Source organism: Corynebacterium sp. c3Ub_189, assembly GCF_039907195.1.
GTDB lineage: Bacteria > Actinomycetota > Actinomycetes > Mycobacteriales > Mycobacteriaceae > Corynebacterium.
This window is the reverse complement of record NZ_JASBOF010000018.1, coordinates 38,646-58,258: the sequence shown is the minus strand read 5'-3', so window position 1 is coordinate 58,258 and position 19,613 is coordinate 38,646. Positions and strand designations below refer to the sequence as shown.

The window sequence follows — 19,613 nt, the reverse complement described above, 5'->3', positions numbered from 1 at the left end:
TTGTGCGCCCGGAGGGATTCGAACCCCCAACCTTCTGATCCGTAGTCAGATGCTCTATCCGTTGAGCTACGGGCGCAGACCGTTGGTAAGCAGTGCGTGTGCTCTGCTGTGCAACGAGAATTTACTATACCCACGGTCCGGAAAACTAACAAATCGCCTGTTCACCCGGCGTTCACCTGACGGAAATGGAGGTAATTAGGGAGCGATGAGGGCGGCAACTTCGGCGTCGGAAAGCAAGGCACCCTGAAGCGCCCTGAGGGTGGACTGGTGATCGAAGTCGATACCGATAAGGACAATTTCGGTACCGGGCGTCACGTCATTTGCAGCCCAGAGCGAAGCGGGCAGGATTTGAAGGTTAGGCCCAGCCTGCTGCCAAGCGTGAGCGAGTTGAAGATCGGTATCGAGCCAGCAATACCCCTTAGAGCGCACTAGGCCGGTACTGGCACGAAGGGCGGCGAGCAGGCGGTCACGGTTAAAGGGACGGTCGGCGCGGAAAACGACGGAGGAAATGCCATATTCCTCGGTTTCGGGCGTGTGCGGCTTAGCCAGCTCCTCGGCGTAGCCATGGTAAGCCGCGGCAGTGGCGGCGTCGTACAGGTGGGCGTCGAGGACCAGCCGTGGGTCAATGGCACCATCGGTGACCATTACGATTCGAGCACGGGGGTTCATAGCGCGAACGGTTGCGATGACGCGCTCGGTTTCGGCAGCATCAACCAGATCGGTCTTGGTAACAAGGATGAGGTCAGCAAACTCGACTTGGTCCACGAGTAGATCCGCCACGGTGCGATCATCGCTGGGTGTGGCCTCAATATTCTCGGACGCGAGGTTCTTGCCGCGACGCAGGTAATCAAGAAAGGTGGAAGCATCCACGAGAGAGACCATGGTGTCGATAGGGGCGACGTCGGCAAGCGTGGTGCCGTCCGCAAACTCCCATTCAAAAGTGGCGGCCACGGGCATAGGCTCGGAAATGCCAGTGGACTCGATGACGATCTGATCGAAGCGGCCGGAGCGGGCCAGCTTACCTACGGATTCGATGAGATCCTCGCGCAGGGTGCAGCAGATACAGCCATTGGATAGCTCGACAAAGCGGTCCTCGCCGCGCTCGAGGTGCCCCTCGCCAGCAACGAGGGCAGCATCGATATTGACCTCGGAGAAGTCGTTGACAATGACGGCCAGCTTGCGCCCCTCGCGGTTGGCAAGCAGGTGGTTCAGGAGCGTGGTTTTTCCGCTGCCCAAAAATCCGGACAGCACAGTAACGGGTGTAGCCATTCCCTAATGGTAACGTTTTTCATTAGGGAATGGCTACGAAGCCCCTAACCTTAAATGGACAGGCCGAAGATTGGCACTGCCAGCAAGTACACCGTCAGGGTGATGAGGAAGATGCCGATGATATTGAGGCCGAGGCCACCCTTGATCATCTCGCCGATCTTGACGTAGCCAGAGCCATAGGCAATGGCGTTCGGCGGGGTGGCGACAGGAAGCATGAATGCGCAGGTTGCCGCGAGGGCCACCGGGATGGTGAGGAGAAGGACGTTGATATCGCCATCGGCGGTAAGCCCCACACCCACGGCGACGCCGCCCATAATCGGAATGAACGTGGCCGCCGTTGCGGTATTGGAGGTGATCTCCGTCAGGAAGAGCACCAGCGCAGCCACGGCAGAGACGATGAGGACAGTCGGCAGAACGCTAAGCCCCTTGGCCATCTCACCAATCCACAGGGACAGACCGGAGGAATTAAAGACCGAGGACAGCGACAGGCCGCCGCCAAAGAGCAGGAGGACGTCCCACGGCATTTCATTCGCCGTCTTCCAGTCCAGCAAGCGGATACGGCGCTGATTGTCCGCGGGGAGGATAAAGAGCAAGATGCCGGCGGCGATGCCCACGATGGCATCGTCATAGTTCTCAAATTCCTTGAGGACCAGCGGCAGGGTAACCCAGGCTGCGGCAGCGAGGACGAAGATGATGCCAGTCATGATCTGGGGGCGGGTCCAGGGGCCGAGTGCCTTAATTTCGTCGTTGATGAGCTCGCGCCCGCCTGGAATATCCTTCATCTCCGGCTTGAAAATGGTGATAAGCAGGGCCCAGGCAATCAGCAAGAAGAACACGGCGAGCGGCACACCGACCGCCATCCACCGGCCGAAGCCGAGGGTCACGCCCCAGGTATCGGCCATATATGCATTAAGGAAGGCATTCGGCGGGGTGCCGATGAGCGTACCCAGCGAACCGATGGAGGCGGAATACGCAATACCCAGCATCAGTGCCGTGGCAAACTTCTTTTGTTTTCCCCAGCCGCCTACGGTCTCCGCGGTCAGCGCGAGCACCGAGGTACCGATCGGCAACATCACCACTGCCGTAGCGGTATTGGATACCCACATGGACAAAAAGCCGGTAGCCAGCATGAATCCCAAGATCAGGCGCTTGGGCGAGGTGCCGATTATCTTCACCACGTACAGCGCTAGGCGGCGGTGCAGGTTCCAGCGCTGCAGAGCAAGCGCGATCAGGAAGCCACCCATGAACAAGAAAATGGTGGCGGACGCGTATGGGGCGCCTACTTCCTTAATCGTGCCCACACCGGCGAGCGGGAAGATGACCAGCGGCAGCAGCGCGGTAGCGGCGAGCGGAATGGCCTCGGTCATCCACCACACGCCCATCAAGATGGTTACTGCGGCGACGGTACGGATGGCACTGAGCGTGTACTCGGCTTCCGGATCTGCACCCGCGGAGCCCTGTACGGTCTCGATCGCATTCGAGGGAAAGATAAAGAAGACCAGTACGGCCAAACCCAAGCCGATGAAAAGGCCGATGAACTGGCGGCGCCACTCGCTGCGCGGCGCTCCGGGGGCCTCGTCACCTTCGGTGTGGGCGGTAGATTCGTGAGTATGCGGGGTGGTCATACCGCGCGCTCCTTCACTTAGAGAGGATTGTGCTGTGGGATATGCTCCGTATTTCCCAGTTTATTAGCTAGGCCGAGGCAGCAGACCGAAAGTTATCCAGTTCACTGCGAAGCATGCACTGACCATACAAAACATGTGACGCAGAAACCATATCCCGCCACACGCAAGCACCCCCGCACCCCCCATAGAGCACACATCGCACCTGCCCGAAACCGGAAATGTCCCCACCACTTCCCCACCCCCGAACCACAGGGAGGTGTGCTAGATACCCAGCACGGTCTTGGCAATCAGGAAGTAGATAATCAGGCCCGTAGCATCGCAGAAGGTAGAGATGAAGGGGTTGGAAAAGACCGCCGGATCGGCGCCGATGGTCTTAGCCACGATGGGCATAAGCCCGCCGACGGTCGCGGAAATGGAACAGATCAAAAACAGCGTTGAGCCGATGACGAGGCCGATGCTTAGGCCATAGACCAGGGTGGCCAGCGCCAGGCCGGCTAGTCCCAGCACAGCGCCGAGCAGCATGCCGACGCGCAGCTCGCGCCACATGACGGCGAGGAGGTCGCGCGTGCGGACGTCGCCCAGCGCCAAGGCACGCGTCACCGTGGTAGCCGCCTGGTTGCCGGTATTTCCACCGGTGCCGGTCAGCAACGGAATGAAGAGGGACAGGACCACGGCCTTAGCCAGTGTGTCTTCAAAGGAATCGAGTACCTGCACCGTGAGCAGCGCAGAGACGGCCAGCACGAGCAGCCACACGATGCGCGAACGCACCAGCTTGAGCAGCGGCGTGGACAGGTACGGCTGCTGGAGGGCTTCGGTACCGCCGGCGCGAGCAGAGTCCTCGCTATCTTCTTCCTCCACGATGTCGGTAGCGTCATCCCACGTCAGCAGGCCGACAAGGCGATGCGACTCATCCACAACGGGCAGCGCGAGCATATCCAGTGGCAGGAACCAGCGCGCGGTTTCCTCGGCATCAGCACCGGCACGAGCAAAGATGGGATCGTGCATAATATCGGCCATGGCCAAAGCGGCATCGGCGGTAAAGATTTCACGCAGGCTCACCACGCCCACTAGGCGCCGATCTTCGCGCGTGATGGGCACGGTATAGATGGTTTCTAGCTCATTCGCCGTCTCCCGCAGTTTGAATAGCGCGTCCTTAACGCTCATTTCTGGGTGGATGACGGGCACCTCAGGCGACATGCGGCGTCCCACCGAGCCCTTGTCGTAGCCCAGCACCACGCCCGTGACATCGCGCTTGGATTGAGTCAGCGAGCGCAGCAGGCGATCGGCGATTTCCGCGGGAAGCTCGTCCAACAAGGCCACCCGGTCTTCCGGATCGAGCTCATCAAAGAACTCATAGACATCGGAATTGCCCAGCTCATCGATGATATCCGCCTGGTGCTTGGCATCGAGGGCATCAAAGACGGCGATCGATTTTTGGCGCGGCAGCAGGCGCAGGGCCAGCGCCGCGCGGATGGCATTTTGTCGCTCGACGACGGCGATGAGATCCTGCAGCGGCACCCTATCCAAAAGTTCTTGCAGGCGCGGGGCCTTTTGTGGATCGATGGCGTCTTCTTGTTTCAGCCACGCTTCGACGATATCGCTAGCCTGCTCGGTGGTCTCCGCCATCGCGCTGCCCTGCCTTTCTTGCCTCTGGGATTTAGCTCCCTGAGTATTAATTACAGCCCATTTAGACTACGCCATGCTGCAGGGAATGCCGCTAGCCGGCAACCTGCCGGTGACCGGTTACCGCAAGGTGCGGCCTATCCCCGTCCAACGTGAGGTTTCCGGTGAATTCTTGGGTAGCGCAGCAGGCCGGGTCATCGTCAGCATAGGCACGCCAGGTAACGGTGACCGTGTCTTTGGTCCACTGCAGCTGCTGGATATGCCCGCGCGCGGGTGGCATTCCCTCGCGTTCCCAATCATCCACCTTGGTGATGTAATTCAGGTCGTTGTCATAGATGAGCAGGTTATCCGGCCATCCCGTACCGCCCTTATTACAGACGTAGGTAATAACGGCTTCGTCCCTGCCATCACCGTTGATATCCGCGTAGGCGCCCATTGGCGTATCGTCCTGATTCGACTTCAGGCCAGCCATCGCATGGGGGTAGCCAGCCTTCAGGCTTTCCGGCAAATTGCCGCCTTCTAGGTTGCCAGCTTGGTTCTCACATAGTGCCGGCACCCACAAACTGTCTAAGGCTTCTACCGGGATGATTTTGTTTTCCCCGCCAGCCTCGGTGTCTTTGCCTTTGCCGGCATCGGCTACGGTTTCTGTGTCATCTGCGGAACCATCAGCGGAGTCTTCCTCGGCTTCGGTCGCGGTATCGGACGCGGCCGCCGCAGAGGAGCTCGGGGCAGTGCCGGTGAAATTCGGCTTATCCGCGGACTCGGCGGACTCAGGGGAATTGGAACACCCACCCAAGGCGGCAACGGCGGTCGCCGCGACGACGGCAAGAGGGAGAGATAGGGATTTAGGCATAGGCATAATATACAGCGCCACGGCTCCCCGAGCCGGGTGAGAACCTAGAAGAAGAGCCCCCACAGTGCGAAGGCGGCCAGCAGGGACACGAGCCCCGCGGTGCTCGCAAGGATGACCGCGTGGGGGAGGGAGCGGTGGGTGGATAAGGCGGCGTCGACAAGCGCGGCACGCTGCCACACCGCTAAGGCCAACGCCACAACACCGGCGGCTAGGAAGACTAGTGGCAAGAAGACGTGCACGCTCACCGCCCGCATTACCCCCAGCACCACCAAGGACAACGCCAAAAGGGTGCGCTGCCACGATAGGCGGGTGCGTTCGGGCTGCAGGCCGGGATCAAATAGTGGGCTAGCCAAGAAACTCGCCCACTACTAGCGCGCCCGCTACCACCATAATCGCCACGACGAGCACCGGGATGGCAAAGCTAAAGGGCAAGGGGCGTTCCTCGCGCATCGCACGTTCGGACTGCTTCCAGTGCACCCACGCCACGAGCGGCAGAATAATGGCGACGACCAGCATGAATCCCGACACCGCAGAGCGCAGTGCGGCTGGCAGGGGAACGTCAAAGGCCTCGAGTGCCACGCCGCCAGCAATCAACGCCAGGGAGGTGCGGATCCACGCCAAGAATGTGCGCTCATTAGCGAGCGTGAAACGCGGATCAGGGTCGGTGCCAACCGCGAACACCGAGCGGGGAAACCTCGAGTCACTCATGGGTACCACTTTATATTCATTTGCCATCCGCGTCGTGATAAGCCCGCGGTGATAAGCCCGCGCGACGTTTAGGCCTTCCCGTAGTCTCAAAGGTGCAGGCCAGCCTCTGAGTAATGGAGCATTCACGCCCTATGTGCCTGCCCCTATGCGACTTCCAACTTATCTCCCCCTAACGAAGACAGGTTTTCAGCGACGAGAACATCACGCGCGCCATGGTGTTCTTTCCTGATGGTTCCACTGAGGTCCTGCCAGAACTCGCAACGCAGAGACTTCTTTCCGTGTCGCCTGCACAGCTGAAATATTATGACGCCGCTGTAGCGAAAAGCCATGCCGATCTGCGTGTGAGCGCCGCCGAGAATAACGGCTGGCTGCTCTTGAGCGTGCTCGCGAGCGATCCGGTTTCTGAAGGCGTCCTCGACATAGGCCTCAACCAGCGGCAGATGGGAGGGGCAGCGCTTTCCCGGGTGGGGCGCGAGTGGGTACCAGGCTTTCTGAATTAACCCGCTGTAGCGAGTTATAGTCGGGCCCATGATTGAAGTTGCCGCCGTAGTTTTCCGTAATTCCTTTGGCCATGTCCTCACCGTGCGTAAGGAGTCTTCCACCAAGTTCCAGCTGCCCGGCGGCAAGCTGGAGACCGGCGAAACCCCAGTACAGGCCGCGGCCCGCGAGGTCGCAGAAGAAATCGGCGTTGATGTCCGCCTCCCTGAGCTATCCCTGCTCGGGACCTTCGATGCCCCGGCCGCCAACGAACCCGGCGAAACCGTGCGAGGACGCATCTTTACCTATCCGCGCCCCGTCCTTGCCCGCGCTGCCGCAGAAATTGCCGAGATCGCGTGGGTAGACCCCACCAACCCGGATCGCGAGCTCGCCCACCTCTTGCGTGACAAGGTCTTTCCCGCCCTGCGCTCCTAAAACCCCGACCGGCTCCAAGGCGCTTTCTCGCTTCCTATTGCGCCTTCTGGGAGGACAACTTAGAGTTATTTTCATCAGGATCGATTGATGAAAGGACGTCCCTCCATGCCGCAACCATCCACACCTGGTCCTATCACAACGATTTGTTTCCTCGTCCTCGGAGTTATTAGCTCTGTGATCGCCATTCTCCTGGTGCCCGCCCTCTTCCACGAGGTCACTTCTTTGCGTGCTGCGGCATTTACCGGAAGCTTTATCTTCGGCACCGGCATGCTCGTGCTCTTCCGCCGCTGCGCCGCGTACCAGCGCTAATAGCAGAATTCTCAGCCCCTCAACCCGAGCTTTGCGCCGCCACCTGAAATGAGAAAATCCCGAGCTCGCACGCTCGGGATTAGATGGCGGAGATGAGAGGATTCGAACCTCCGGACCCCAGAAGGGTCAACTCCTTAGCAGGGAGCCCCATTCGGCCGCTCTGGCACATCTCCACGGTTCGCAAGGAACCTCGTTTGAGAATACCTGCCTGCCCCGCCGCTGCCAAACTAGCCCCCTGCTTTCACGCCCGCAGCAAAGACGCAGGCCCTAAAGTGGGAGGCATGATTCGCCCAGACCTGAAAGCCATCCCCGCCTACGTCGCCGGTGCGCGCAACGATGACGCGCTCAAGCTCTCCTCTAATGAGGCCGCGCACCCGCCGCTGCCGGAGGCGGCCGCGGCCATGGCGGAGGCCGTGACGAAGGCCAACCGTTACCCGGATATTGCGGCCACCGCGCTGCGCGAGGACCTCGCCGCGCACCTGGGTGTGGAGTATGGACAGGTTGCGGTGGGCACCGGATCGTCCGCGCTGTGCCAACAGCTGGTGGAAATTGCCGCTACCCCTGGTGAAGAGGTCCTCTTCCCCTGGCGCTCCTTCGAGGCCTACCCCATCTTCGCCCAGGTAGTCGGCGCCCACCCCATCCCGGTTCCGCTAGGTGCAGACCAGCGCGTGGATCTGCCGGCCATGGCGGACAAGATTACGGACAAGACCCGGCTTATCTTCGTGTGCAATCCCAATAACCCGTCCGGCACCACGGTGACCAAGGAGGAGTTCGCCGCCTTCATGGATGCCGTGCCTGCCGACGTCCTCGTTGCCCTCGACGAGGCCTATATCGAATACAACCGCGCTACCAATATTCCGCTGGGTACGGAGCTGGTGGGCACTTATCCCAACCTGGTATGCCTGCGCACCTTCTCAAAGGCTTATGGCCTGGCCGGGGTGCGCATCGGTTATGCCTTCGGGCCAGAAAATATTATTGAGGCCCTCAATAAGGTGGCCATCCCCTTCTCCGCCAGCACCGTGGCACAGGTTGGTGCGCGCGCGGCACTGGCGGCGCAAGATTCGCTGCGGGAGCGCACCGATGAGGCCGTCGCCCAGCGCGAGCGCCTAGAAGAAGCCTTGCAGGACTGGGGAGTGCCGCATTCCGAGGCAAACCATGTCTGGCTGCCGGCCGCGAATCTGGCCCGCCTTGGTACCCCGCAGGAGGTGGCCGCTCGCCTGGCCGAACACGGCGTGCTCGTGCGCGCGTTTAGCGAAGGCATACGCATTACCGTGACCACCGAGGAAGAAACCGACACCCTGTTGCAGGCGTGGAACGCAACCATAGGAGGCTAAATGCGCTCGCTCATCAACTTCGCCCTGAACGTCTTTGCCATCGCGGTGGCGCTGTGGGCGGTGGTCGCCGTCATTCCCGGCATCACCATCACCCCGGCTGAGACTGGCAATTTCATCGCCATCGCCATCGTCTTCATCATTATTAATGCCGTGGTCATGCCGGTCCTGCGCGTCCTCGGCGCGCCGCTGACCTGCCTGACGCTCGGACTTTTCTCCCTCGTCATCAACGGCGCCGCGCTCATCATCGTGGAGTGGGCGCTCAATTCCCTGGACCTGGGGATCGGCCACCTCGTCATCGACTCCTGGGGCGCCGCGATCATCGGCGCCATCGTGCTGTCCATCGTCAGCAGCGTCATTAACTTCTTTACTAGCCCGCTGCGGCAGCGCGATTAGCCGCCCGCAAACGGCGGCAGGACGTCCACCCGGGTGACGCCAGCCAGTGGGGAATCCATGGCGGTGTTCCCGGCGCCGTCGATAAGAAAGCTACAGCGCCCCAAGACCTCTTTCAGGCTCATGCCGGCCTCGGTGGTGCCGGTATGCTCCCTGCCCAGCTGCGCCACCAGATCACCCAATGTGGCGGGGGCTTCTACCTGCTCAGAAGCCACGCCCGCAGCTGCGCGGGCGGCGGCGAAATAGTGAACGGTCAACATGCCCTCCACTATGCCCCGCACGCCCATGCCATGTCGAGACCGCGGGTAAACTAGCCGCCATGCGCACACCCGAGACTCACGCGCGCGAGGTCGCCGCGGCCCTGCCCGCACGCCAGGCCACCACCGTAGCCCTTCACCAGGCGCAGGATATGGTGCTAGCTGCGGATATCCACGCCGGGTTCCCCTCCCCTCGCTTTGATAACTCCCAGATGGATGGCTACGCCCTCCCGCAGTGCGCGGCCGGGACCTACCCGGTGGGCCCCACCATCGCGGCCGGCACTGAGCCCGCCCAGGTACTCGACGGCCCGCTTGCCGGTGCCTGCCCCATCATGACCGGCGCCAAGGTGCCGGAAGGAACTGCAGCTATCGTGCCCATCGAGCGCTGCGAACCACAAGAATTCCTCTCCCCAGGTGCTCGCATCACCGTGCCAGAGACCTCGCCAGGCCAATTCATCCGCCGCACCGGCTCCGACCTGGAAGAAGGCGCCCTCCTCGCCGCCCGCGGCGACAAGCTCACGCCGGTGCGCTTGGCCGCCCTCGCGTCTCAAGGAATCGACGCGGTAGAGGTCTACCGCCCCGCCCGCATCCTTATCTGCACCGGCGGCGCGGAAATCGGCCACGGCAGCGCCGCCATTCCGGATGCCAATGCGCCACTTTTGACGGCAATGGCCGGCCGCGCCGGTATCGACGTCGCAGGCTATATCACTACCGACGATGACCCCAAGGCCCTGGACCTAACCTTCAGGGAGGCCATAGCGCAGCACCGCCCGGACGCCATCATTACTTCAGGCGGAATTTCCGCCGGGAAATTTGAAGTAGTCCGCCAGGTACTCGATGGCTGGTTCGGCCATGTGGACCAGCAGCCCGGCGGCCCGCAGGGCATCGCCACTTTTCACAACACCCCAGTGATCTGCTTGCCTGGAAACCCCATTTCCACGTTGGTAAGTTTCCGCCTCTTCGTCGCGCCTGCGCTCGGCTGGGCACCAGAGCCTTTCCACGTCCCCCTTGCCGCGGGCATCGACGGCCTCCCGCACAAGGAGCAATTTCGCCGCGGGCGCGTCGATTCCCGCGCCCATATCCTCGGTGGTGCCAGCTCCCACCTGCTCGCCCAAGCGGCAGACGCCACCCATCTCATCCGCATTCCTGCCGGTCAACGCCTTGAAGAAGGCCAAGAAGTGGAGGTTTACCCACTATGAGTCCACAGCGCACCGCCATCGTCATCGTCGCCTCTACTCGCGCCGCCGCGGGCATCTACGACGATCGCTCCGGACCTATCGCGGTGGATTTCTTGCGCCGCAAGGGCTTTGACTGCCCCGACGCACGCATCGTCCCCGATGCCGATATTGCCGCCGCCGTTGCCGCCGCCTTCGCGGAAAAGCCCTCGGTCATCCTCACCTCTGGCGGCACTGGACTGACACACGATGACCGCACGGTAGAGGCCGTAGCGCCACATATCACCCGCGAGCTGCCCGGCATCGCCGTCGCCTTCTGGCAGAAGGGATTGGAAAGCGTGCCCACCGCGGTGGCTTCTCGCGCCATTGCCGGCGTCAATGACTCCACCTTTGCTATGACGCTTCCCGGTTCCACCGGCGGGGTAAAAGACGGCTGCGCGGTTTTGGAAGAATTAATCGTTCCGATCGTCGATATGTTAGAAGGAAAACATGAGCACTGATCCCTCCTATGTGGCCGAGCAAACCGGCTGCACCATTGGCACGCTACTGAGCGATCAACCCCTAGAATCCCTCCTTGCCGCTGCCAAGGAAGAGGCCGCCACGGCCGCCATGGGTGCCGTCGTCACCTTTGAGGGCATCGTCCGCGATCACGATGGCGGCCGGCCGAATGTCACCCTACTTTCCTATAGCGCCCACCCATCTGCGCCAGAGAAGCTGCAAGACGTTACCGATTCCGTCGCAGCCAACCACCCAGTGCGCCTGTGGGCCGCCCACCGCACGGGGGATCTCAAGGTTGGCGACCTCGCCTTTGCCGTAGTAGCCGCCGCCGCGCACCGCGGCGATGCCTTCCGTGCCGCCGAGGAATGCGCCGATCGCGTCAAGGCGGAAGTCCCCATCTGGAAGGAACAAAGCCATGGCGATGGCTCCACCAATTGGGTGGGTCTGGAATGAGTATCCGCTATGCCCGCCAGGAGGCGCTCTGGGGCGAGGAGGGCCAGCGCAAGCTCAGCGATGCCCACGTAGCGGTCATTGGCGCCGGCGGCCTGGGCTCCCCGGCCCTGCTCTACCTCGCCGGCGCAGGTGTGGGCCGCATTTCGCTTTTCGACGACGACGTGGTCTCCCCCTCCAACCTGCACCGCCAAGTCATCCACACCACCGCCGCCATCGGCACACCGAAGACGGATTCCGCCGCGGCCGCCGTCCGCGCGCTCAATCCAGAGGTGGACATCACCTGCCACGGCCGCCTCGAATCAGCGACAGCGCTCGAGCAGCTACACGGCTGCGATCTCATCCTCGACGGCACCGATAACTTCGACGCCCGCTACCTCAGCTCCTGGGCTGCCCACGAGCTCGGCATCCCGCACGTATGGGCCTCCATCCTCGGCTTCGACGCACAGCTCAGCGTGTTCTGGTCCGGCCACGGCCCCGTCTACGAGGATGTCTTCCCCACCGCTCCCGCACCCGGCGAGGTTCCTTCCTGCTCCCAGGCCGGAGTTCTGGGCCCGGTGGTCGGAGTCGTCGGATCCGCCATGGCGCTCGAAGCGCTCAAACTCATCACCGGCGTAGGCACCCCACTCATCGGCACGCTCGGCTACTTCGACGCCCTTTCCGGTACCTGGGAATACATCCCGCTCCAGTCCACCGGCGCGCAACCAACCCAGCCTGCCGACGCCCCCGAGGTCCGCGAGGTTCCCCTACACGCCCCGCTTATCGACGTCCGCACCTCCCCCGAGCGCGCCCAATCCGCTATCCCCAATTCCACTCACTTTGAGCTCGACCGCATCCTCGCCGGCGAAGATCCCGACATCGAACCAGATGCTGCGGCCGTAATCTACTGCGCCAGTGGCATCCGCTCCGCCCAAGCCGTTGATGTCCTCCGCAAACGCGGCTTCCCTCACGTCGTCTCCTTGCGCGGCGGCATCAATTCCTGGCTCGAGCAGCAGTAACCGAATGCCCCTTGGCAAGACCGCAGCCTAACGGCCCATTCGGGTCTTATGCTCCTTATTTCGCGCAAAAAGAAACCAGACAAGTGGCCCGAGGAACGGGTAGGCAAATGCCGCCATCACCAGCAATACCTTGACGCCTCCGCTATATCCCGAACCGATGATGGAAATGAGGGAGGCCACCCAAAAGACCAACAGACCAATAACGATGACGGCGCCTAGCCCGCTCCATAGCCAGTCATACGATGCCGGTATCTGCTCCTCGGCCAAGTAGGAAATGTAATTTGTCATAGTGCCTCAACGTTAACGGTGTTTGAAATTCCGTACCTCAAGGTAGAAGCTCAATGTAAACGCCGTCTGGCCGTGGACTTAAGTTTCACTGTCGCCCAGCGCATCCGTCCCAAAACGTGAGTAGGCACCCTACCGATTCGGTAGGGTGCCTTAATGCTGCTCTCCCTCACTCAGAAGCTATAAGCTTCTATGCTCCCTTAACTTAGAAAGGAAGCTTAGGCAGCTGCGGAGACGGCGGGATTTGAACCCGCGGAGGTATTACCTCGCCGGTTTTCAAGACCGGTGCATTCGGCCGCTCTGCCACGTCTCCACGTTGTATTTCGTAAACGCTCTTCGCGCCTACGAAGCAACTTAGTCAGTGTACTAAATTGATAGCCCGGTTTCCCAAAAAGCCACCTGCAGCACTGAATGTCACCGTAGGATACTCCGAATTTCGTGGCACAGGACACACAAGGTTCGTTAGATTGGGCCCATGACTACAACACACATGAAGGCTATCGTTCAGACCGACCCGCAGGATCGTCGGTCCTTAGAGCTCCGCGAAGTTGACGTCCCGCAGCTGCGCCCCGGCGAAGTGCTTGTGAAGGTGCAGGCGGCCGGCGTTAACCGCGGCGATATCCTGCAGACGATGGGTGCCTATCCGCCGCCACCGGGGGCGTCGGAAATCTTGGGCTTAGAAGCAGCAGGCACCATTGCCGATGCCGGGGATACGAACTGGGAGGTAGGCACCGAGGTGGGCTGCCTGCTTGCCGGTGGTGGCTACGCCGAATACGTCGCGGTTCCGCAGGGCCAGCTGCTTCCCGTGCCCAAGGGGTTGAGCGTCGAGGAAACTGCAGCGGTGGTTGAGGTCGGATGCACCGTGTGGTCCAACCTGGGCATTGAGGCAGGCCTTCACGAGGGCCAGCGCGTCCTCATCCATGGCGGAGGCGGCGGCATTGGCACTTTTGCCATTCAGGTAGCCAAGGTCCTCGGCGCAGAGGTGGCGGTGACGGCCGGGTCGCAGGAGAAATTGGAGCGTTGCCGCGAGCTGGGCGCCGATATTCTCATCAACTATAAGGAGCACGACTTCGTAGAAGAGTTGAAGGGAAGCTGCGATGTCATTTTGGACATCATCGGCGCGAAATATCTGGAAAAGAATATGAAGTGCCTGGCTAAGGACGGCAAGCTCATCATCATTGGCATGCAGGGCGGCACCAAGGCGGAAATCAACTTGGGCGCCATGCTGCCCAAGCGCCTGACCATCCAAGGCACGACGCTGCGCGCCCGCGATCTGGAGGATAAGGCACAGATTGTGGCGGGCACGGTAGAAAACGTGTGGCCCATGTTGGAGGACGGCCGCGTAAAGCACGCACTGCACGCCACTTACCCGCTTGCCGACGCCGCCCAAGCCCACACCGCCCTAGACAGCGGCGAGGTCACCGGCACCTTGGTGCTTACCGTTTAAGCCAGTGAGGCTACAACGCGGATGAGATGCTCGACGTCGTGATAGGTATTGAAGGGGCCGAGCGCAACGGTAACGGCACCGCCAATTTCTTCCACGCCCATCTCCGTGAGCAACGGAGTCTGCGGGGCAAGCGTGGTAACAAGGCCGTTATCAAAGAGTCGCTTGTACACGGTCTCGGCCGGAACACCCTTTACTGCGAAGGTGAGGCGCGGCAGGCGATCGTCGGACGCGCCGGCGGCCGCTTCCCCGGTCACGCCAAGAATATGCACGGCGGGCAGGGTGCTCAAGAAGGAATACAGGTCCGCGCGCAACTCCTCCAAATAGGCGCTGAGCGCATCCATGGAGGTACGCAAGCGCTTGCGGCGCGAGCCGCTCTCCCCACCGGCCAGGGCAGCAAGGTGGTCCACGAGCGGTCCGACACCGCCGGCCAGGCCAGAGGAAATGGGTGTTTCCAGCTTGCGGGCGCCCTTGCCGGTATGCACCGGATCGAGGGCATCGAGGCGGCGGAACATGCGCGTATCGCGAAAGACCAAAGCTGCTAGCTGCGGTCCGCCCAGCAGTCCCAGGTCGAGGCCCAAGATATCGGCGCCGAGATCATCAAAGTTGATGGGGCGGTAGGGGGCGATCGCAGAGACGTCGAGAAGCGTCCAGGCACGGGAGCGCTCATGGACGGTGTCAATGATCTCGGCGGCCGGGGAGACCGTGCCCAAAAGCTCGTGCGCGGCGGAAAAAGCGACGAGGCGCGTGGAGCCATCGACAAGCTCGGCAAATTGGAAACCTGGCAGCTCACCCGTGCCCAAATCTGGCTGGGCCCACCGGGTTTCTGCCTTGACCTCAGAAAACGCCGAGTACAAAGACGGCGGATCCAGTTTGGAGAGCACCACCGAGGAATTGCTGCCCAACAGCGGGCGGGCCGCGTGCGCCAAGGACTGGTACAACACGGGCAAGGACGGGCCAAGCACCACGCGGTCTGCCTTGGACCCGGTCAGATCCGCTACAGCCATGCGTGCGGCGGTGTAATTACCATCGCCTTCCAAACGGCCCGGCGCGGGAGTGGCAGAGTGGGCGCCGCCTGGCCCCTCCTGGGTGGCCACTGCAGTAGACATCCGGAAGGAGCGCGCCACGCCGGAGGCGACGCGCTCAGAGATTTGGGGCACCGCGTGCGCGTTGAGGTAGGTCCAACCATCAGATAGCCCGGTGTATAAACCGCGCACACTGAATACGTCGTAGTGTGCCGAAGCTCCTGCTGGCATTACGGTCCCCTTCTTTATCGCACTAGGCATCGCCACACAGTGGCGGTCGGTTCCCTACTGTATACGCGTTTGCCCCAAGTTTCCCAAATCTGGATTTTCGCTGTATATCGCTGTTTTCGCAGGCTGGCGGCGTGTAGTTCCCGTTTGCCCAGCCCGCGCGCTAGGGTGTTGAGCGTGCAAGATAACAATCAACTGCGCGCTGATATCGCCCGCATGACCTCCCAGCCAGACGGCGAGGCCACCCCAGCGTCCCAGTCCGAGACCCTCAAGGCCGCCTTCGCGGACCTGGCGCAGGGTGCACAGCAGCGCGAGCTGTGGTTCAAACTGGGCATTCAAGATATTAAGCAGCGCTACCGCCGCTCTGTCCTGGGCCCGTTTTGGATCACCATCGCCACCGGCGTGATGGCCCTTGCCTTGGGCCTGTTGTATTCCATGCTCTTCCAGATTCCCGTCGCGGAGTTCCTCCCCCACGTCACCGTGGGCCTTATTATGTGGACCTTCATTTCGGGCTGCATCAAGGAAGGCTCCACGGTCTTCATTGACAACGAGGGCTTGATTAAACAGCTCCCCGCCCCGCTGTCGGTACACGTATACCGCTTGGTGTGGCGCCAGACGCTGTTTTTGGGCCATAACCTCATCATCTGGTTGCTGCTTATCCTTATCTTCCCGCGCAACTTGGGGTGGGAGTTCTTCCTCTTCCTCCCAGGTTTGGCCTTGTTGCTGGTTAACGGCGTGTGGGTCACGATGTTCTTTGGCATCATCGCTACCCGCTTCCGTGACGTCGCTCCGCTGCTTGAAGCACTGACCCAGCTGCTGTTCTACGTCACCCCGATTGTGTGGATGACCAATACCTTGAAGGAGCAGGGCGGTGCGGTGTCCAGCCGCGCCCGCATCGCGGAAATCAACCCGCTCTATCACTACCTGGAAATCGTCCGTGCGCCCATGATCGGCGAGCCGGTGGCCGCCTACCACTGGTGGATCGTCATCGGTTGCACCGTACTCGGCCTGCTCATCGCCGGCTTGGTCATGCGCAAGTGGCGCTTCCGCGTCAGCTACTGGGTTTAAGCCCACGCCCTGCACTTCCTGAGATTCCTGGAAAGGATACAGACTGATGGTCTCGATTGATACGTATAACGCGTGCGTGGACTTTCCCATCTTTGATGCCAAATCCCGCTCGCTAAAGAAGGCCATGCTTTCTTCCGCCGGCGGCGCCATTGGCAAAAACGCCCAGAATACCGTCGTGGTGGAGGCACTAAAGGATATTAACCTGCACCTGCGCGAGGGCGACCGTGTGGGTTTGGTGGGCCATAACGGCGCCGGCAAGTCCACCCTGCTGCGCCTTTTGTCTGGCATTTACGAGCCCACCCGTGGTTCTGCCGATGTGCGCGGCCGCGTGGCCCCCGTCTTTGATTTGGGCGTGGGCATGGACCCAGAGGTCTCTGGCTACGACAACATCATTATCCGTGGCCTCTTTTTGGGCCAGTCCATCAAGCAGATGAAGAAAAAGATGGATGAGATTGCGGAGTTTTCTGAACTCGGCGATTATCTCTCCATGCCGCTGCGCACCTATTCCACCGGTATGCGCGTGCGCTTGGCGCTCGGCGTGGTGACGTCCATTGAGCCGGAAATCCTGCTGTTGGATGAGGGCATCGGCGCCGTCGACGCTGCTTTCATGGCCAAGGCCCGTGTACGCCTACAAGAGCTGGTGAAGCGCTCCGGCATCCTGGTCTTTGCCTCCCACTCCAATGACTTCTTGGCGCAGCTGTGTAATACCGCGCTGTGGATCGACCATGGCGAGATCCGCTCGGTGGGCGAGGTTTCCGAGGTTGTCGGTGAATACGAAGGCCCTGAGGTGGGTGAGTACGTGCGCGACCTGCGCGAGCGTTTTGAAAATGAGGACACCAGCGGCAACTAGCTGAGCATACGCAGCAACTGGTCCCCCACACCTTTCACGTCCACCCGCAGCCCTTCCGGCCGGTGATAGTCCGTGGCGCTAAGTCGCGCGCTAACCACCGGCTGGTTAATTTTTTCTGGGCCGGCAGGCTCTTCCTTTTTCTCGGTACTTATGCGGTAGCCCATCTTTTCACTCACCCGGGCTGAGGCAAGATTAGTCTCTATCCAACTGGTGCGCAGCGAATGCGCATCGAGGTGGGAGAAGGAAAACTCGGCCACCGCTTGGCGGATAAGCGTGCCATAGCCTTGGCTTTGGAAGCGGTGTAATACCCATGATGCGGTTTCCACCTCCCGCGCGGCCGCAAAGTTTTCTGCCACCAAGTCCACCACACCCACCATTTCTTGGGTTTCTACGTCGCGGGCGATGAAATCCAGGGTCCACTTTTGGGTACATAGCTTTGCACGATGCTCCCACCGGTGCTGCGCCATGGCGGCGGGGGTATTCATCTTCTTATCAAAGAGCCAGGGAAAGGCGTGCTCTGGGATATTCGCGCCATAGATATCTGCCGCACCGACTTGGGCCACGCACGCGATGTCTTCATCGCGCATGACGCGCAGGTCGACTCCACGGCCAGAATCATCGCTGGCCCGTATGGTCACCGCAAAAGGCGGCCAGATACTTTCCATACGCTTCACAGTATCCACAACGCTGCGGTCATATCTACTTTTCGCTTCACCCACGCGGAGTGTTTCTGCGCTGGTCCCCTACCCCGGTGGCAAGATGGAACCCATGACTGCCACCCTGACTTCCACCGGTTCCACCGCCGCCGTCATTGTTACCCATCAGCGCGCCGAGCTACTGCGGGCCTCGCTTGAACAGGTAGTCCACCAAACCCACCCCGTGCAGTGGGTAGTCGTGGTAGATAATGGCGCGGAAGATGCGGTGCGCGAACTCGTCGAATCCATGGCGGGTGACCGGGGCGTCTACGTGCCCTCGGAAACCAACCTGGGCGGCGCCGGTGGCTTTGCACTGGGCTTTCTTACCGCTCTTTCTTTGGGCGCCGATGCCGTATGGTGCGCCGATGATGACGGCCGCCCTGCCGATCACGCGGTACTAGCGGAGCTGTATCGAGTGGCAGAAGCCAACCGCCTGCATGAGGTCTCCCCGGCGGTATGCAATATTGACGATCCCGGCCGCCTCGCCTTCCCCCTGCGCCAGGGGCTGGTATGGCGCCGCCGGATGGACGAGCTGGAGGGCGATTTCCTGCCCGGCATCGCCTCGCTTTTTAACGGCGCGCTGATTTCCGCCGCGGCCATGGAGATCATTGGTGTGCCGGACTACCGGCTATTTATCCGCGGCGATGAGGTGGAATACCACCGCCGGCTGGTTAATTCCGGTCTCTCCTTCGGCACGGCGCTGACCACCAGCTACCTGCACCCGGACGGATCGGATGAGTTCAAACCCATCCTGGGCGGGAAGATGCATACCCAGTACCCAGAAGGTGAGTTCAAGCGCTTTTTCACCTACCGCAATCGCGGCTACCTGCTGTGGCAGCGCGGCATGCGCAAACTACTACCCCAGGAATTTGCCCGCTTTGGCTGGTTCTTCTTGGTCCAGCGCCACGATCCGGCCGGCTTTATCGAATGGCTAAAGCTCCACAACCGCGGGCGCCAAGAAGATTTCCGCCGACCTCACCAGGGCTAGGACGGATCCTGCTTGGCGACGCCCCGGACCCCCGCCTTCCTAAAAATCCAGCGTTGCACCGCAAAATTCACCGCGGTGGCTTTGGCTTGGAAGGTCCAGCGGCGATTGAGCAGATAGGCCGCCCAGGTACCGACGATAAAGCCCACCGCCCGCGCCGCGCCACGTCCGTGAGGAGGCTGCTGCCATCTATTTTTCCTTAAAGATAAAGACCCTTTGAATGGCAAAGTTGGTCACCGTGGCCACGCCTTGGGCGATGACGAAGGCGATGGTGTCTTTCACCGCCCCCTCAAAGCCGAGGGCCATAAGCGGCTCATTGAGCACCCAGTACAGGAAGTTTTGGACCGCAAAGGTAGAGGCGTACAAGATGCCCACGGTCGCGGCCGTGCGGCCAGATACCTTCGCCCCAAAGGTCCACCGCGCATTGGCTAGGTAGGCGGCGATGGTGCCAAAGACCCAGCCGATGGCCTTGGCGGCGGAACGGTGCAGCCCCAAATAGGTCAATAGCAGCGTGAGCCCATAGTCAATGGCGGCGGTAAATACGCCCACGGAAATAAAACGCACCAGCTGGGTATGCAGCGAGGTGGACGAGGGCTTTACTTCTACGGCGTCGTCAGCGGAATTAGTCACGA

General features: G+C 61.3%; 25 protein-coding genes and 3 tRNA genes. 13 read left to right on the top strand and 15 right to left on the bottom strand.

The genetic code is table 11. From position 1 onward, the window contains the following. Positions 1 to 3: 3 nt before the first annotated feature. The 7 genes from QKD99_RS09500 to QKD99_RS09470 form a co-directional block, all read right to left on the bottom strand. A tRNA-Arg gene (locus tag QKD99_RS09500) sits at positions 4 to 76 on the bottom strand. Positions 77 to 195: 119 nt separating this feature from the next. Next, positions 196 to 1,269 carry a GTP-binding protein gene (locus tag QKD99_RS09495; protein WP_347951313.1) on the bottom strand — a complete coding sequence of 358 codons (1,074 nt, stop codon included), beginning with the start codon at positions 1,267 to 1,269 and terminating at the stop codon, positions 196 to 198. 50 nt (positions 1,270 to 1,319) lie between these two features. After that, the gene (locus tag QKD99_RS09490; RefSeq protein WP_347951312.1) at positions 1,320 to 2,894 is read right to left on the bottom strand and encodes a DASS family sodium-coupled anion symporter; all 1,575 of its coding nucleotides are present in this window, start codon (positions 2,892 to 2,894) and stop codon (positions 1,320 to 1,322) included. Between the two features lie 261 nt (positions 2,895 to 3,155). Beyond that, positions 3,156 to 4,520, bottom strand: a complete 1,365-nt coding sequence (mgtE, locus tag QKD99_RS09485; RefSeq protein WP_347951311.1) for a magnesium transporter — start codon at positions 4,518 to 4,520, stop codon at positions 3,156 to 3,158. Between the two features lie 91 nt (positions 4,521 to 4,611). Beyond that, positions 4,612 to 5,370: a hypothetical protein gene (locus QKD99_RS09480; protein WP_347951310.1), complete on the bottom strand. Its 759-nt coding sequence runs from the start codon at positions 5,368 to 5,370 to the stop codon at positions 4,612 to 4,614. A gap of 44 nt (positions 5,371 to 5,414) precedes the next feature. Then, entirely contained in the window at positions 5,415 to 5,723 is a 309-nt protein-coding gene (locus tag QKD99_RS09475; protein WP_239194011.1) for a DUF202 domain-containing protein, read from the bottom strand. Then, complete coding sequence (locus QKD99_RS09470; RefSeq protein WP_347951309.1) at positions 5,716 to 6,078, bottom strand: DUF202 domain-containing protein; 363 nt, start codon at positions 6,076 to 6,078, stop codon at positions 5,716 to 5,718. The genes QKD99_RS09475 and QKD99_RS09470 overlap by 8 nt, the downstream gene beginning before the upstream one ends. A 278-nt stretch (positions 6,079 to 6,356) precedes the next feature. On the opposite strand from QKD99_RS09470, the gene QKD99_RS09465 reads away from it, so the two are divergent. The 3 genes from QKD99_RS09465 to QKD99_RS09455 all read left to right on the top strand — a co-directional run bounded on the left by QKD99_RS09465 (position 6,357) and on the right by QKD99_RS09455 (position 7,299). Next, positions 6,357 to 6,578, top strand: a complete 222-nt coding sequence (locus QKD99_RS09465) for a hypothetical protein (protein ID WP_347951308.1) — start codon at positions 6,357 to 6,359, stop codon at positions 6,576 to 6,578. Positions 6,579 to 6,606: 28 nt separating this feature from the next. After that, positions 6,607 to 6,990: an NUDIX domain-containing protein gene (locus tag QKD99_RS09460; RefSeq protein ID WP_347951307.1), complete on the top strand. Its 384-nt coding sequence runs from the start codon at positions 6,607 to 6,609 to the stop codon at positions 6,988 to 6,990. A 174-nt stretch (positions 6,991 to 7,164) separates the two neighbouring features. Beyond that, a complete protein-coding gene (locus tag QKD99_RS09455; protein WP_284766405.1) occupies positions 7,165 to 7,299 on the top strand; it encodes a hypothetical protein in 135 nt (44 codons plus the stop codon). An 84-nt stretch (positions 7,300 to 7,383) separates the two neighbouring features. Here QKD99_RS09455 and QKD99_RS09450 read toward each other — a convergent pair. Beyond that, positions 7,384 to 7,472: transfer RNA gene (locus QKD99_RS09450), tRNA-Ser, on the bottom strand. A 108-nt stretch (positions 7,473 to 7,580) separates the two neighbouring features. Here QKD99_RS09450 and hisC point away from each other — a divergent pair. Together hisC and QKD99_RS09440 are read left to right on the top strand one after the other, a co-directional pair. Continuing rightward, on the top strand, positions 7,581 to 8,633 hold the full coding sequence (gene hisC, locus QKD99_RS09445) for a histidinol-phosphate transaminase (RefSeq protein ID WP_284766406.1): 1,053 nt from the start codon (positions 7,581 to 7,583) through the stop codon (positions 8,631 to 8,633). Beyond that, the gene (locus QKD99_RS09440; RefSeq protein WP_204610500.1) at positions 8,634 to 9,026 is read left to right on the top strand and encodes a phage holin family protein; all 393 of its coding nucleotides are present in this window, start codon (positions 8,634 to 8,636) and stop codon (positions 9,024 to 9,026) included. Here the strand turns inward: QKD99_RS09440 and QKD99_RS09435 are convergent. Further along, positions 9,023 to 9,283, bottom strand: a complete 261-nt coding sequence (locus QKD99_RS09435; protein ID WP_239194003.1) for a MoaD/ThiS family protein — start codon at positions 9,281 to 9,283, stop codon at positions 9,023 to 9,025. The genes QKD99_RS09440 and QKD99_RS09435 overlap by 4 nt on opposite strands. 59 nt (positions 9,284 to 9,342) lie before the next feature. Here QKD99_RS09435 and QKD99_RS09430 point away from each other — a divergent pair, with 59 nt between their 5' ends. Genes QKD99_RS09430 through QKD99_RS09415 form a run of 4 tightly spaced genes read left to right on the top strand, consistent with a single transcriptional unit; the run spans position 9,343 to position 12,401 of the window. Next, on the top strand, positions 9,343 to 10,479 hold the full coding sequence (locus QKD99_RS09430) for a molybdopterin molybdotransferase MoeA (protein ID WP_347951306.1): 1,137 nt from the start codon (positions 9,343 to 9,345) through the stop codon (positions 10,477 to 10,479). After that, positions 10,476 to 10,955 carry a MogA/MoaB family molybdenum cofactor biosynthesis protein gene (locus QKD99_RS09425; protein ID WP_347951305.1) on the top strand — a complete coding sequence of 160 codons (480 nt, stop codon included), beginning with the start codon at positions 10,476 to 10,478 and terminating at the stop codon, positions 10,953 to 10,955. The genes QKD99_RS09430 and QKD99_RS09425 overlap by 4 nt, the downstream gene beginning before the upstream one ends. Then, complete coding sequence (locus tag QKD99_RS09420; RefSeq protein ID WP_301715877.1) at positions 10,945 to 11,406, top strand: molybdenum cofactor biosynthesis protein MoaE; 462 nt, start codon at positions 10,945 to 10,947, stop codon at positions 11,404 to 11,406. The genes QKD99_RS09425 and QKD99_RS09420 overlap by 11 nt, the downstream gene beginning before the upstream one ends. Then, entirely contained in the window at positions 11,403 to 12,401 is a 999-nt protein-coding gene (locus tag QKD99_RS09415) for a ThiF family adenylyltransferase (RefSeq protein WP_347951304.1), read from the top strand. The genes QKD99_RS09420 and QKD99_RS09415 overlap by 4 nt, the downstream gene beginning before the upstream one ends. 27 nt (positions 12,402 to 12,428) lie before the next feature. On the opposite strand, the gene QKD99_RS09410 is transcribed toward QKD99_RS09415, so the two are convergent. Further along, positions 12,429 to 12,689 (bottom strand): hypothetical protein, encoded by a 261-nt coding sequence (locus tag QKD99_RS09410; RefSeq protein WP_347951303.1) that lies wholly within the window; start codon positions 12,687 to 12,689, stop codon positions 12,429 to 12,431. Between the two features lie 226 nt (positions 12,690 to 12,915). Then, positions 12,916 to 12,999: transfer RNA gene (locus QKD99_RS09405), tRNA-Ser, on the bottom strand. Positions 13,000 to 13,176: 177 nt separating this feature from the next. Between QKD99_RS09405 and QKD99_RS09400 the strand changes: the two genes are divergently transcribed. Next, a complete protein-coding gene (locus tag QKD99_RS09400) occupies positions 13,177 to 14,133 on the top strand; it encodes an NAD(P)H-quinone oxidoreductase (RefSeq protein ID WP_284815834.1) in 957 nt (318 codons plus the stop codon). On the opposite strand, the gene QKD99_RS09395 is transcribed toward QKD99_RS09400, so the two are convergent. Then, positions 14,130 to 15,386, bottom strand: a complete 1,257-nt coding sequence (locus QKD99_RS09395; RefSeq protein ID WP_299139661.1) for an aminotransferase class V-fold PLP-dependent enzyme — start codon at positions 15,384 to 15,386, stop codon at positions 14,130 to 14,132. The genes QKD99_RS09400 and QKD99_RS09395 overlap by 4 nt on opposite strands. A gap of 213 nt (positions 15,387 to 15,599) precedes the next feature. Here QKD99_RS09395 and QKD99_RS09390 point away from each other — a divergent pair, with 213 nt between their 5' ends. Both QKD99_RS09390 and QKD99_RS09385 read left to right on the top strand, forming a co-directional pair. Next, positions 15,600 to 16,451, top strand: a complete 852-nt coding sequence (locus tag QKD99_RS09390; RefSeq protein WP_239279113.1) for an ABC transporter permease — start codon at positions 15,600 to 15,602, stop codon at positions 16,449 to 16,451. A gap of 46 nt (positions 16,452 to 16,497) precedes the next feature. Beyond that, entirely contained in the window at positions 16,498 to 17,301 is an 804-nt protein-coding gene (locus tag QKD99_RS09385; protein ID WP_005323203.1) for an ABC transporter ATP-binding protein, read from the top strand. Here QKD99_RS09385 and QKD99_RS09380 read toward each other — a convergent pair. Continuing rightward, entirely contained in the window at positions 17,298 to 17,966 is a 669-nt protein-coding gene (locus QKD99_RS09380) for a GNAT family protein (protein ID WP_347951302.1), read from the bottom strand. The two genes, QKD99_RS09385 and QKD99_RS09380, sit on opposite strands and share 4 nt — an antisense overlap. A gap of 94 nt (positions 17,967 to 18,060) precedes the next feature. On the opposite strand from QKD99_RS09380, the gene QKD99_RS09375 reads away from it, so the two are divergent. Continuing rightward, positions 18,061 to 18,984: a glycosyltransferase family 2 protein gene (locus QKD99_RS09375; RefSeq protein WP_284766415.1), complete on the top strand. Its 924-nt coding sequence runs from the start codon at positions 18,061 to 18,063 to the stop codon at positions 18,982 to 18,984. On the opposite strand, the gene QKD99_RS09370 is transcribed toward QKD99_RS09375, so the two are convergent. Beyond that, on the bottom strand, positions 18,981 to 19,130 hold the full coding sequence (locus QKD99_RS09370) for a hypothetical protein (protein WP_284766416.1): 150 nt from the start codon (positions 19,128 to 19,130) through the stop codon (positions 18,981 to 18,983). The two genes, QKD99_RS09375 and QKD99_RS09370, sit on opposite strands and share 4 nt — an antisense overlap. A 40-nt stretch (positions 19,131 to 19,170) precedes the next feature. Then, on the bottom strand, positions 19,171 to 19,611 hold the full coding sequence (locus QKD99_RS09365) for a GtrA family protein (protein WP_284769274.1): 441 nt from the start codon (positions 19,609 to 19,611) through the stop codon (positions 19,171 to 19,173). Positions 19,612 to 19,613 lie beyond the last annotated feature (2 nt).

Bases quoted from the DNA above. Each gene is read 5' to 3' on its own strand.
- QKD99_RS09380 (WP_347951302.1), bottom strand. From the start codon at position 17,966: ATGGAAAGTATCTGGCCGCCTTTTGCGGTGACCATACGGGCCAGCGAT.
- QKD99_RS09460 (WP_347951307.1), top strand. From the start codon at position 6,607: ATGATTGAAGTTGCCGCCGTAGTTTTCCGTAATTCCTTTGGCCATGTC.
- QKD99_RS09440 (WP_204610500.1), top strand. From the start codon at position 8,634: ATGCGCTCGCTCATCAACTTCGCCCTGAACGTCTTTGCCATCGCGGTG.
- hisC (WP_284766406.1), top strand. From the start codon at position 7,581: ATGATTCGCCCAGACCTGAAAGCCATCCCCGCCTACGTCGCCGGTGCG.
- QKD99_RS09390 (WP_239279113.1), top strand. From the start codon at position 15,600: ATGACCTCCCAGCCAGACGGCGAGGCCACCCCAGCGTCCCAGTCCGAG.
- QKD99_RS09385 (WP_005323203.1), top strand. From the start codon at position 16,498: ATGGTCTCGATTGATACGTATAACGCGTGCGTGGACTTTCCCATCTTT.
- QKD99_RS09435 (WP_239194003.1), bottom strand. From the start codon at position 9,283: ATGTTGACCGTTCACTATTTCGCCGCCGCCCGCGCAGCTGCGGGCGTG.
- QKD99_RS09420 (WP_301715877.1), top strand. From the start codon at position 10,945: ATGAGCACTGATCCCTCCTATGTGGCCGAGCAAACCGGCTGCACCATT.
- QKD99_RS09495 (WP_347951313.1), bottom strand. From the start codon at position 1,269: ATGGCTACACCCGTTACTGTGCTGTCCGGATTTTTGGGCAGCGGAAAA.
- QKD99_RS09395 (WP_299139661.1), bottom strand. From the start codon at position 15,386: ATGCCAGCAGGAGCTTCGGCACACTACGACGTATTCAGTGTGCGCGGT.
- QKD99_RS09400 (WP_284815834.1), top strand. From the start codon at position 13,177: ATGAAGGCTATCGTTCAGACCGACCCGCAGGATCGTCGGTCCTTAGAG.
- QKD99_RS09430 (WP_347951306.1), top strand. From the start codon at position 9,343: ATGCGCACACCCGAGACTCACGCGCGCGAGGTCGCCGCGGCCCTGCCC.
- mgtE (WP_347951311.1), bottom strand. From the start codon at position 4,520: ATGGCGGAGACCACCGAGCAGGCTAGCGATATCGTCGAAGCGTGGCTG.
- QKD99_RS09375 (WP_284766415.1), top strand. From the start codon at position 18,061: ATGGAACCCATGACTGCCACCCTGACTTCCACCGGTTCCACCGCCGCC.
- QKD99_RS09490 (WP_347951312.1), bottom strand. From the start codon at position 2,894: ATGACCACCCCGCATACTCACGAATCTACCGCCCACACCGAAGGTGAC.
- QKD99_RS09425 (WP_347951305.1), top strand. From the start codon at position 10,476: ATGAGTCCACAGCGCACCGCCATCGTCATCGTCGCCTCTACTCGCGCC.
- QKD99_RS09480 (WP_347951310.1), bottom strand. From the start codon at position 5,370: ATGCCTAAATCCCTATCTCTCCCTCTTGCCGTCGTCGCGGCGACCGCC.
- QKD99_RS09415 (WP_347951304.1), top strand. From the start codon at position 11,403: ATGAGTATCCGCTATGCCCGCCAGGAGGCGCTCTGGGGCGAGGAGGGC.
- QKD99_RS09410 (WP_347951303.1), bottom strand. From the start codon at position 12,689: ATGACAAATTACATTTCCTACTTGGCCGAGGAGCAGATACCGGCATCG.
- QKD99_RS09470 (WP_347951309.1), bottom strand. From the start codon at position 6,078: ATGAGTGACTCGAGGTTTCCCCGCTCGGTGTTCGCGGTTGGCACCGAC.